The following is an 11,824-nucleotide window of genomic DNA, read 5'->3' as shown; positions in this document are numbered from 1 at the left end:
GTGGCCACCACTGACACCGGCGGCCCGCGTCACACGGTGAACTGGACGGCTTCGAGCCAGCGTTGCTTCTCCGTGGATCCACCGAAGGTGTAGTGGGGAGCGGCGGAACCGCATCGCTTCGACTGCCAGCCCACGTCGTGGACGTGCGCGGTCTGGCAGATGCTGCCCGAGTTCACCAGAATCGCGAAGCCCCCCAGGTTCGGCGCCGAGCTGGAGGTGCTTCCGATGGTGATGTTGGCGCCGTCGGCCGCACTCGTCCACGCCGTCTTCCATCCGTCCCCCTGGAGCCATCCGTTCGCGGATACGCCCTCGGCGGCGGACACGGCGATGTTGAGGGACCGGATGGCGCGGCCCTCGCCCAGCGTTCCTGCCGTGTCGCCGTCGCACGCCGCCTTCTGCCAGCCGACACCCACGACAAGGGCCCGGTAACAGACGTGTCGCCCCGGGCTCTTCTCGGCCAGCTCCTGGACGGCGAACGCCGCGGTGCCCGCCGCGGGTTTGGTTGCCGTCTTCTTCACCGTCCTGGTCGTCGCAGCCTTCTCGGTATCGGACTTCGTTCCGCCCGAGGACGGGGGGGTCGGGGGGGACGGGAGCGACTGCGCGACCTTGGCGGGCGCCTTCGGGGATGCCTGTGCGGTGGAGGGCTTGGCCGAAGGGCTGGCGGAGGACTTCGCGGCCTTCGGGGTCGGTGTGGGTGTCGCCGCGGCGTAGTCGCCCGGCGGCGCGTTCATGGACTCGTCCGCGATGACCGGGGCGGCATTCCCGGTCACCGACGCCTTGTCGTTCTTCTGCCCGGAATCGTCCGTGGCCCAGATCAGCAGCGGCACCGCGAGGAGAACGACCCCCGCGATGCCCGCGGCCGCGAGCAGCGGCTTCTTCGGCGCCCCGGAGGGCGGGTCGCCCTCCCCGCGCGCGGTTGCGTCGCCGGAGGCCCCGCCCGCTTGCCCCGCGGCGGCGGCATCCGGGGCAGCGGCACCCTCGCCCCCTCGGCCCGCGGCGACGGCGCCCGGGGCAGCGGCACCCTCGCCCTCCGCCGACGCCGTCCGTGCCGCCTCTGACCGCCCGCTCGTGCCCTCCGGCGCTTCCGCTTCCGCTTCCGGTTCCGGCTGCTGTGGCAGGACCGCCGTGCTTGCTGCCGCTTCCTCCTCGCCCCGCGTCTCGTTGGCGGAAGGCGGCGCTGCCGGCGTCGGCAGCAGCCCACCCGGGTCTGTTCCCCCGGACCTCAGCGCGACCGCCCGGCGGATCAGCGGCCCGCCCGTGGCGGCCGACGGGTCCGCCCCCCGGGCAGTCGAGGAACTGTTCTGGCGACTTGACATCATTCTCCTTCGGCTCTGTACGTGGTGGATGGTGCGGTTCCCGGGTCTCCGGCGGATGTTCCGGGAGGGGTGCTAACCGCCATGGCCCACGGGCCCGGTGCAGCGCTGCGGCCAGTTTCGGCCGTCACCGACGGGGATGCCCTTGGCGAACGCCGCCTCGATGTGTGCCAGCGCCTTGAGGTCGAGCGGGCTCAGTTCCTGCTCGTCGTCCATATAAGCGGTCGCGTTTCCGGCGAGCTCACGCATCAGCACCACGGGGGGACCGGCGGGCACGGCCCGTACCCCCAGCACCCGGAAGCCGGTCCCCGGCACGAAGACGATCTCGTCGTGCGCTCCGGGAGACCCGGCCCGCTCGTCGAGCAGCTGACGCACCTTGCGCCCGGTGATGGACCAGATCGCATAGCGCAGGGGCTCCCCGGCAGGAAGAGCCGAGACCCCGGCCACAGCACTGACCGGCCCCGGCTCCCGGATCAGGGTGCCTCGGGCGGGCGCGGGCCCGTCCGCGTCCCCGCCGCGCAGCGCGACACCGCGGTAGGAGGGCAGCCGCCGCAGAGCGGACGCCAGACACGCGGCGTAAGGCAGCAGACGCCCCTCTCCCGCGCGAAGGTCCCGAAGCAGCTCGCGATGGTGCAGCGGCCCTTCCTCAGTCGTCAGGTAGGCGTGCACAGCGACGAGGTCGGTCCTTGCCGCATCCAGTTCATGGCCGCGCAGCGCGGGCATCCGTGTGAGCAACCGGGAGACGGCGGCGGCATGCCGCTCCCAGTCGGCCGCTGCGAAGTCCCGGAACTCCGCACGTTCGCCGGCACTGCTGATATGACCCGGGCCGATGAGAATCGGTGCGACCCGCGTCGAGGGGCCCGGTGCGGCACGAGGCGCGGCCGACGGCTCGGGCGGCTCGGGCAGCTCGGACGCCTCAGGCGGCCCGGATGGTTCAGGCGGCCCGGATGGTTCAGACGGCTCAGGTGCCTCGGGCGGCTCGGGCAGCTCAGGGCCTTCAGACCGCTCGGGCGGCGCAGACGGCTCAGGCGGTGCAGACGGCTCAGACGGCTCAGACGGCGCAGGCCGATCAGGCGGCTCGGGAGCACGCGCCTCCTGGTCGGGCTTCTCCGGTTCGCCACCACCGATGCGGTCGGGCTTCTCCGGTTCGCCACCACCGATGCGGTCGGGCTCCCCACCAGCCTCACCGGCGACCGAACCGCCGGTTACGGGTTCCGACGCCCCGGCAGCCATCCCGGCGCCGGCCCCACCCTCCGGCTCCGTGCTCACGATCGCACCCGCCGTGGGGGTGGCCGGCCTTGCCCGGCCAGGGCTGTCCGGCCCACCACCGCCCGGGCGTCCGGGTCCCTCACCGGCCGGTGAACCACCAGATGGCCGGCTGCCGGACGCGAGCCTCGTCGCAGCGACGACACCGGGCTCGTCCGGCACGCGGCCCGGTCCCTCTCCGCCTTCCGCTCCACGGCGCGCGGGGCGACCGAGTGACGTCGCGCCGGACGCGGACGTCAACGCTTGTGCGACCTCCCCGGCACCGGCCGCACCGCCGCCCCCGCCCTCGTGTCCCGTCGGTACGGGCGAGGAGGAGAGCCGCAAGGGAGGTGTCCTCGACTCCGGAACAGGCCTCTGCTCCCCCGGTCCACCTACCGGCCCGCCAACCGGTCCGCCAACCGGTCCGGCCCCATTCGTCGCGGGACGCTCGCCCTCCCGAAGGGACGCCGGCGGCGCGGAGGCGCCGCCCACGGCCGGGCGCGCCGCCGTACCGGCTCGTTGGAGAGCAGGCCAGGAGTGCCGGGGGTTCGCCGCAGTGACGTAACGGATGCCCAGCACGCCGTGTTCGGCCGCGAGGCGGCGCAGTTCGCCCTCTCCGGCGATGAAACTGCCACGCACCAGCAGCGTCGTCCTCGCCCGGGTCTCGCCCTCGAGGCCGGCCAGGAGCCGGGACAGCGCGGGGAGCAGCGAGTCGTCCAGTATCTGTCCCGGCGCACCGAGTTCGACGGCGCAGGTGTCCGGGTCAACGGCCAGCCCCGCCAGCGGGGGGCGCGGACTGTTGCGTTCCCACAGAGCGAGTCCGGCCCGGGTCACCGTGGCCTGCCAGCGGTCCGTCAACCGGACGGTCCCCGCTTCGGTGCCGCCGGGGAACCAGGCGGGCACATGGCTTCCTCCCAGCCGGGGGGCCGGAGCCCTCCCTTGCGCGTCGGCGGGCCCACAGACCACGGACGACACGAACGGCTGCCAGCTCGGTTGCCCGCCGGGGCCCACCATGGTCGACCGGGGGGCCGTGCCGGGCGGTGCCAGGTCGGCGAGCAGCGGCAGACCCGTTAGCACTTCCACGTCGCTGCCCAGCACGTCGGCCACCGAGTGGCCGAGCCGCAGCAGATCATGACGGCCTCCCGGGGCGAGACGGGTGCGGGACCGCTGCTCCTCGGGCAACGCCGCGAGCACCGCGGCCACTTCGTCGGCCGCGACGTCCTCTGCCTGGTGAGTGCCGACCAGCACGGTCGGGCGCTCGAAGTCGACGGGTACCGCGAAGCACAGGTCGTCGAGGTCCGGCCTGGAAGCCTCGGCGGGGCGCATCAGCACGCCCGCCGGTATCTGCTCCACCACGCACCCACCCGTCGTGCGCGAGGGCACCCTGCCCAGCGCCTCCTGCCAGGCGGGCGCCGGGGTGCGCGGTCCCAGCTTCCGGGGTGTCTCACCGGGCGCGAAGCGCCACCACCCGCCGCCGGGCCGGGAGTTCCCGGGGACGAAGAGGCCGCCCCCCGGCGCGATCAGGACGGCCCCGTCAGGAGCGATCACTTCCAGTTGCCAGGCGTCAGCGATCCTGCGGGCCACGCAGGGCCGGCCCGGCTGGTCGTCACCGGCACCGGACATGACGAGCCGTACCCGGCCGGTGCCCTTCGAGCGGAGGGAGTCCAGGACAGTGCCGAGGCGGGACCAGTGGCCGGCGCCGTGATCCCCGTCCCGGCCGGCGGAGCCGACGAACACCGTGACGATGTCCTCCTCCACGCTGACGGCTCGGGCCACTTCGGCCAGGGAGGTCAGCGGAAAGGAGTCGTCCTCGACCGAGCGCACCAGCAGAACACCGTCGATGTCCTCGACGGGCGGGCCGGCTGCGCCCCGCCGGCCTCCGCCAACACTCGGGACAGCGACCGGTATTCGGGTGCCGCGACCCGTACCGTTCCTGCGTCCCCTGCGCAAGGAGAAGGCTGACCAACGGCTCACGCGTCCGTCCCCCACGGCCGGGCGCCGTCCTCCTGGGCCGTCGGTACGGCACCGGCGCCCTGGTCACCGGACGTGACCGGAGAAGCCGGGGCGGCGGGGGTGGCCTCTCCCGCGTCACCGCTGACGGTTGACACCGGCCGCCCCGGTGCGCCGTCCCGTATCGCGTCGCGCACGGCGTCCGGTGCCAGAATCATGCCGACCGCGCCGGAGGGGTTCAGATAGAGCGCCTGCCCCTCGGGTATCTGCCCCACAAGGTCTTCGACGTTGATCAGCTCGAAGGCGAAGCGGCCCGCGGTGTGCAGGAACACCGGCGAGGTGAACAGCGGAACGACCGGCGTCCCGTCCGGGGCCACCGCACTCAGCGGGCCGCCGCCGGGCCTGGTCAGAACGCTCACCTCACGGCCGAGGAGCGCCTCCGCCACCGCCTCGCCGGACCCGTAGCCGGTCGAGGCGAGCTGGATGGCCAGGTCCACATCGTCCACCGGCTCGGGCCAGCCGAGCGCGCTGGGAGAAGGCCTGTACTCGGTGTTGTCCTGCCACTCCTCGATCTCCCCGTCCAGCCCCGACCGCCACCGGCCGACCATCGCCCATTCCGGGGGCACCCCTTCCCCGGACCACATCGGATCGACCATCTGGAACCAGTGGTCCGGGGCGATTCTGCCCGCCTCGCGAATGTCGTCCGGAACAGGCGGAGGATCTACGCCGGCGCCGGGGGCCTTCCAGTTGCCCTCGGCGCCCTCGCTCCCGTCCACGGCTGCCATCGGCTCGCTCTCGGCCATGGCCTTCTCGGCGCCCTGCTGGGTCATTACTGTCCTCACTCGGTGGATCGTCAGCTGGTCGGCCACGCGAATCCACTGCCTGTGCGGCGGCCGGACTCAGCGGGAGGAGTGAGCGGCGGTGTGTGCCGCGCGTCAGACTCATGTGCCGGTGTCCACCATGTACGTGTCCTTCGTCCGCGGCTCTTCCTCGGGGCCGTCGTACCACAGGAGGCGGCGTGCTGTCGTCGCGTCCGTGACAACACTCGTCAACATTCCGGACTTCAGGACGGCTCGGAGCGCCTCGTCGCTCCGAGCGCCGCCGCCCGAGAGACCGATCAACTCCGGAACGCTACGAAGTTGGGCGACGCTCATCGAGATCATTCGAGCGCTCGTCTCCGCGGAAACCACCTGGCCCGCCGCATCGAAGACGTGGCCGGCCACGTCCGCGCACGCCCCGGCCGACGTGTACGTCTCGCGCTCGCGGTCCGTCAGGACGTCGTACACCGCCGAGGACGCGGCACCCCACGTACCGATGCCGACGACGGCTTTGGTGATCCGGCCGAACTGGTCCAGCGTCTCGGCAATGGCCGGCTGACTTCTGAGAATCGAGGCCGTCGGCGCGTCCGGCAGGATGAAGGGTGCGTAGAGGGGGAAACCCCGGCCACCACCGGCCGCTGCGGTGCGCCGGACCGCCGCGGCCTCATTGGCCAGGTCCTGCCCGTACACCCCGGTCAACTGGACCACCTCGCAGCGAGGCAGCCGGGTGACCGCCTCACTGAACGCGCCCACCGAGCTGCTGCCGTCCAGCCCGATGACGTCGCCTTCCTCGGCGATCCCCGAGACCAGCTGCGCCGCCGCTGTGCTGAGCCAGCGGCCGGCCTGGGGCGCGTCCGTCGGGGCAACCGCGCCGCCTTCGCTCCGGGACAGGTCGACGACGACGGTGTGCCGGAGTCCGAAGCGCTCGGCCAGAGCCCGCGAGAGCGGGATGTCGACCTCGACGGGTACGGTGATGTCGATCCGCACGATGTGGTGGGCAACGGCGGCATCAAGGAGACGGGCCACTTTGAAGCGGCTGATGTCGAATTCCTTGGCGATTTCGACCTTCGACCGACCTTCGAGGTAGAAGCGTCTGGCGATGGAAGCGACAACGAATTTGTCGATCGTCTCGGGGGGAACCTTCGCCTCGCGGTATTCACCCATGTCGTTCCTCTGCGGTCTCATCAGCCGTTGCCATGCGGTGGCGTCCTCATCCATCGATCAGGTCGTCTCCTGACGTCTCCGCGCACGGCACACGTGCCAGTTCACACCCAACGGGACAGGACTTGAAAAAACCTTGTCGTCCGCTTGTCGCCGGACCGGACGGCAACGCACGCCGCCCCGACCTGCTTGACGAAATTATCCTGCCCCGGGTTCCAAAGTGCTCGAAGTCCGAGGCGCACCCCCCTCCTGGGCCGCGAGCGCGCGTTCCACCGCAACACGCAGACCGTGCTGCCGGGCGGGAGTATTCGCAGCGAGCAGGGCCGAGCGGATCAATCCGCAGGAGAAGGCATAGCCGCAGGGTACGGACGGTGCGGTACCGGATGTCCGGACAACGAGGTCGGCATCCAGGGCTCTGCCGAGAGCCTGCAGGACTTCACAGATCGGCACGGTGCAGGCGCGGGCCAGCAGGGCGACGTCGATACGGTCACCGATGACAGCGGCCGTCTCCAGCACCCGGCGGCTGCCGGCGTCGAGCGCGGCGAGACGGACTCGTAACACCGAGTCGAGGCCGGGGGACAGCCGCCGCCCTGGTCCGCTGCGCCGACCGGGGGGCAGGAGCAACATCTCGGTAAGGAAAAAGGGGTTGCCGCCGGTCAACGCGTGCAGTTCGGCCGCAGCAGCCGAAGTCGAGTCGTCCACGGACTCATCGGTGTCCGCGGCCTCATCGGTGTCCGCGGCTGCCTCGGTGGCCGGTCGGCGGCCGCGCAGCAACTCTTCGACGTCGCCGATGCCCAGGGGGCGCAGTTCGAGGTGGGATGCTCCGCTGCGCGCCAGCGCGGCCCTGAGTTCATCGGTCACCGGGTCGGGCACGGTGGGCATCGTGCACACCACCACGACCCGGGCGTTGTGGAGCGTCTCGGCGCAGTCGGCCAGTGCGTTGACCACAGCGGCCGGTATGCCCTGCGCATCCTCGATCAGACACAGCGTCGGGCGCCCGTCGCCCGGCTGGGCCGGTCCGTACCGTAGCGCCTGCAGTACGCGCAGGACCTGGCTGTCGTAGGAGGCTCCCGTGCCGGGCCTGACGCGTTTGGGATACCGGTCCTGCACCACGGCGAACCCGTCCCTGCGGGCGCGTTCGGCCAGTTCCTGGACCAGGCGTGTCTTGCCCGACCCGGCCTGCCCGCTCACCACTGCCCATCCCGTCCGGCCCGACCGCGCGCGGGGCAACAGCTTGAGCAGCCCTGCCAGTTCCTCGTCGCGCCCTGTCAGGGGGAACTCCTCCACCCGGTCGCCATCCTCCCGGTAGGCCTCTGAGGCCCCCCGGGGCTCCCCGGCCTCCCCGGTCGACAGCACCGCGTGACGTCCGATCGACGGCACCTCCACGTCGACGTCATGACGCAGGATCGCCAGATGAGTGCGCCTCAGCTCCGGGCCCGGATCGGTTCCCAGCGCCTCGGCCAGAATCCGCCGTACCACCTCGTACCGCCGCAGAGCCTCCGCACCGCGACCGGCGGCGTAAAGAGCCCTCAACAGGACCACCCATGACGTCTCCCGCAGGGGGTCAAGTTTGACCAGGCCCTCAGCGGCGGCCACCGCTCGCAGCGGCTGTCCCTCTTCCAGAAGCATCCGGGCCCGCAGTTCCTGAACCGACCGGTGCAATTCGGTGAGACGATCCGAATCGTCCCGCACGAAGGACAGCCCGTGCGCCTCGGCGTACGGCTGCCCCCTCCACAGACCCAGCGCGTCTTCCGCCGCCTGTAGTGCCTGCGCCCATCGAGCCTCGCGCGCAAGATGGCAGCCCTGCACAGCCGCCCGCTCGAACACCACCGTGTCCCGCCACTCCGGCGGGACCGTGAGCGAGTACCCCGCCGCCGTGCTCCCCAGGATCTGCGAAGGCCGCCCCTGCCCGTCCGGGAGGTTCAGCACGGAGCGCAGTCTGCTGACATGCGCGTGGATGGACGACACGGCCGAAGACGGCGGTCTGCCATCCCAGAGATCTTCACGCAGCCGCTCCAGCCCCACCGGCCGACCGGACTCGACGAGCAGACGGAGCAACAGAATACGACGCTGCGGCGGGCCGACATCGACAGCGCCGCCGGAGTCACTCACCTCAAGCGGCCCCAGTACCCGCAAGGACAGTTCGCCCGCGGCCCCACGCCCCTCAGTAACGCCCACCGCACCAAGCCCCTCACGTTCCCCCTGGTTCCCGAGGCGGCAGCCTCGATTTACCGATGCAACTCATTTTCCGGGTAGTTCACACATACAAGGTGATCAATATATTGCGTTCAGGCGACAAAAGGGGGCGATCGTGCACGCAAGTGAGCACCAACCGGCCGTCCGCATCTGAGAACCCACAACACGACGACGCCGGCCCCCGGGAACGAATCCCGGGGGCCGGCGTCGTACAGGTACTGCGTGGAGCTGCTGATCCGAGGATCAGAAGTCCATGTCACCGCCCGGCATGCCGCCCGGAGCGGCCGCAGAGGCCTTCTCCGGCTTGTCGGCGATGACGGCCTCGGTGGTGAGGAAGAGCGCGGCGATGGACGCGGCGTTCTGCAGAGCGGAGCGCGTGACCTTCGCCGGGTCGATGATGCCCTCGGCGATCATGTCGACGTACTCGCCGGTCGCGGCGTTGAGGCCGTGACCGATCGGCAGGTTGCGCACCTTCTCGACGATGACTCCACCCTCGAGACCACCGTTGACGGCGATCTGCTTGAGCGGGGCCTCCAGCGCGAGCTTCACGGCGTTGGCGCCCGTGGCCTCGTCACCGGTCAGGTCGAGCTTCTCGAAGACGGCCGAGGCCTGGAGCAGAGCCACGCCACCACCGGCGACGATGCCCTCCTCGACGGCGGCCTTGGCGTTGCGCACCGCGTCCTCGATGCGGTGCTTGCGCTCCTTGAGCTCCACCTCGGTGGCGGCGCCGGCCTTGATGACGGCCACGCCGCCGGCCAGCTTCGCGAGGCGCTCCTGGAGCTTCTCGCGGTCGTAGTCCGAGTCGGAGTTCTCGATCTCGGCACGGATCTGCTTGACACGACCCTGAACCTGGTCGCTGTCACCGCCGCCGTCGACGATCGTCGTCTCGTCCTTGGTGATGACGACCTTGCGGGCGCTGCCGAGCAGGTCGACGCCGGCGTTCTCCAGCTTGAGGCCGACCTCCTCGGAGATGACGGTGCCACCGGTGAGGATGGCGATGTCGCCGAGCATGGCCTTGCGGCGGTCACCGAAGCCCGGAGCCTTGACGGCGACGGACTTGAAGGTGCCACGGATCTTGTTGACGACCAGCGTCGACAGAGCCTCGCCCTCGACGTCCTCCGCGATGATCAGCAGGGGCTTGCCCGACTGCATGACCTTCTCGAGCAGCGGAAGGAGGTCCTTCACGTTGCTGATCTTGGAGTTGACGATCAGGATGTACGGGTCGTCGAACGACGACTCCATGCGCTCCATGTCGGTGGCGAAGTACGCCGAGATGTAGCCCTTGTCGAAGCGCATACCCTCGGTGAGCTCGAGCTCCAGACCGAAGGTCTGGGACTCCTCGACGGTGATGACGCCTTCCTTGCCGACCTTGTCCATAGCCTCGGCGATCTTGGCGCCGATCTCGGTGTCGGCAGCGGAGATGGAGGCCGTCGAAGCGATCTGCTCCTTGGTCTCCACGTCCTTCGCCTGCTCCAGCAGAGCGGCGGAGACGGCCTCGACGGCCTTCTCGATGCCACGCTTCAGAGCCATCGGGTTGGCACCCGCGGCGACGTTGCGCAGGCCCTCGCGGACGAGAGCCTGGGCGAGAACGGTGGCGGTGGTCGTACCGTCGCCGGCGACGTCGTCCGTCTTCTTGGCGACCTCCTTGACCAGCTCCGCACCGATCTTCTCGTACGGGTCCTCGAGCTCGATCTCCTTGGCGATGGAAACACCATCGTTGGTGATCGTGGGCGCGCCCCACTTCTTCTCGAGGACGACGTTACGGCCCTTGGGGCCGAGGGTGACCTTGACGGCGTCGGCGAGCTGGTTCATCCCGCGCTCGAGACCGCGCCGTGCCTCCTCGTCGAACGCGATGATCTTGGCCATGTGAAGTGGTCCTCCCGGACAGGGGTGGATTTCTCCGGACCGAGAGGCGCCCGCGACGGACGGCCAGCGTGCTCAGTGGTTCCTTGCCCCACAGAGCCTGCGGGCCTCACCGGCCCGGTCCAAGTTTTCTGTCACTCTCACCTGGAGAGTGCTAACGCCAATGATTAGCACTCGACCCCTGCGAGTGCAAGCGTCCCCCTCCGGATGTGGACAACCTCGGGGGCGCGCCCGGGGCTGGACGGGGACGCACGTGAGGCCCGTACCCCTGGTGGAGGTACGGGCCTCACGTGCGTGAGTAGTGTCGTTGGCCGACCGCGCCGAGCTCAGCCGACGGCGAGCTTGACCATGTCCGCCTGCGGCCCCTTCTGGCCCTGCGAGATCTCGAATTCAACTCGCTGACCCTCTTCGAGGGTGCGGTACCCGTCCATCTGGATCGCGCTGTAGTGGACGAAAACATCCGCACCACCGTCGACCGCGATGAAGCCGTACCCCTTCTCCGCGTTGAACCACTTGACGGTGCCCTGAGCCATGCCTAACTCCCCTATTACTGGCCCTTGCACGAGCTCCGCACTTCGCGGGCCCGGGTCAGAAGTCACCCTCCGACAGGAGAGGGTGGCGTGCGCCGGAACGCGTCGACCGCGGCCGAATGTATCTGCCCAACTGCCCTCTGCAACAGGTCAATCGGACGAGAATTCTGGGCACACGCGACCGCACACTTTGGGGGAATTCAGGGGATTTCAGGGCAAGTCGGGCCTGACAAAGGCCACTTATGCCGCAAGGAGTGCACTCACTTTGGCTGCTTCTTGTCGCGGCCGGGCGCATTCTCATATGCGGGCGGCATGGGCAGCGGCGGGGACTTCCCCAACTGTACCGTGCTCAACCATGCAGAATGGCCCCCTCCGCTTCTCTCACGGAGGGGGCCACGGTGCTCACGTCATGCGGTCGGGCGGCTGATCGGCCCGCAGAGCCCGGTCAGCCTCCGGCGACGGCCGGGATGATCGAGACGCCCGCGCCGTCCGGGGTGGCCGCTTCCAGGCCGCCCTCGAAGCGCACGTCGTCGTCGTTGACGTACACGTTGACGAAGCGGCGCAGCTTGCCCTGGTCGTCCAGGACGCGGGCGCCGATGCCCGGGTGGTTCTGCTCCAGGGACGCGAGGACCTCGGAGAGGGTCGCGCCCTCGGCCGGGACCTCGGCCTGACCGCCCGTGTAGGTGCGGAGGATGGTGGGGATACGGACCTTGACGCTCATGTCGGTGCCTTCCTTCGGTCTCGGGTG

8 protein-coding genes are annotated in these 11,824 nt (G+C 70.3%); all 8 read right to left on the bottom strand.

Going from position 1 to position 11,824, the window contains the following annotated elements:
* Window positions 1–29: 29 nt before the first annotated feature.
* The gene (locus ACIREO_RS33460) at window positions 30–1,316 is read right to left on the bottom strand and encodes a hypothetical protein (protein WP_404117094.1); all 1,287 of its coding nucleotides are present in this window, start codon (window positions 1,314–1,316) and stop codon (window positions 30–32) included.
* A 72-nt stretch (window positions 1,317–1,388) separates the two neighbouring features.
* Window positions 1,389–4,382 (bottom strand): hypothetical protein, encoded by a 2,994-nt coding sequence (locus tag ACIREO_RS33455; RefSeq protein WP_404117091.1) that lies wholly within the window; start codon window positions 4,380–4,382, stop codon window positions 1,389–1,391.
* Between the two features lie 146 nt (window positions 4,383–4,528).
* On the bottom strand, window positions 4,529–5,338 hold the full coding sequence (locus tag ACIREO_RS33450; RefSeq protein WP_404117089.1) for a type VII secretion system-associated protein: 810 nt from the start codon (window positions 5,336–5,338) through the stop codon (window positions 4,529–4,531).
* Between the two features lie 111 nt (window positions 5,339–5,449).
* Window positions 5,450–6,490 carry a sugar-binding transcriptional regulator gene (locus tag ACIREO_RS33445; protein WP_404117087.1) on the bottom strand — a complete coding sequence of 347 codons (1,041 nt, stop codon included), beginning with the start codon at window positions 6,488–6,490 and terminating at the stop codon, window positions 5,450–5,452.
* Between the two features lie 195 nt (window positions 6,491–6,685).
* Complete coding sequence (locus ACIREO_RS33440) at window positions 6,686–8,416, bottom strand: BTAD domain-containing putative transcriptional regulator (protein ID WP_404117085.1); 1,731 nt, start codon at window positions 8,414–8,416, stop codon at window positions 6,686–6,688.
* A 510-nt stretch (window positions 8,417–8,926) separates the two neighbouring features.
* On the bottom strand, window positions 8,927–10,549 hold the full coding sequence (gene groL / locus ACIREO_RS33435; RefSeq protein WP_404117083.1) for a chaperonin GroEL: 1,623 nt from the start codon (window positions 10,547–10,549) through the stop codon (window positions 8,927–8,929).
* Window positions 10,550–10,872: 323 nt separating this feature from the next.
* The gene (locus tag ACIREO_RS33430) at window positions 10,873–11,079 is read right to left on the bottom strand and encodes a cold-shock protein (RefSeq protein ID WP_003967346.1); all 207 of its coding nucleotides are present in this window, start codon (window positions 11,077–11,079) and stop codon (window positions 10,873–10,875) included.
* A gap of 442 nt (window positions 11,080–11,521) precedes the next feature.
* The gene (locus ACIREO_RS33425) at window positions 11,522–11,797 is read right to left on the bottom strand and encodes a MoaD/ThiS family protein (RefSeq protein ID WP_404117080.1); all 276 of its coding nucleotides are present in this window, start codon (window positions 11,795–11,797) and stop codon (window positions 11,522–11,524) included.
* Between the last annotated feature and the right edge of the window lie 27 nt (window positions 11,798–11,824).

The sequence above is a fragment of the Streptomyces sp. NPDC102441 genome (genome assembly GCF_044765585.1).
GTDB lineage: Bacteria > Actinomycetota > Actinomycetes > Streptomycetales > Streptomycetaceae > Streptomyces.
Note: the sequence above shows the minus strand (reverse complement) of the source record. Positions and strands in the feature narration are given on the sequence as shown.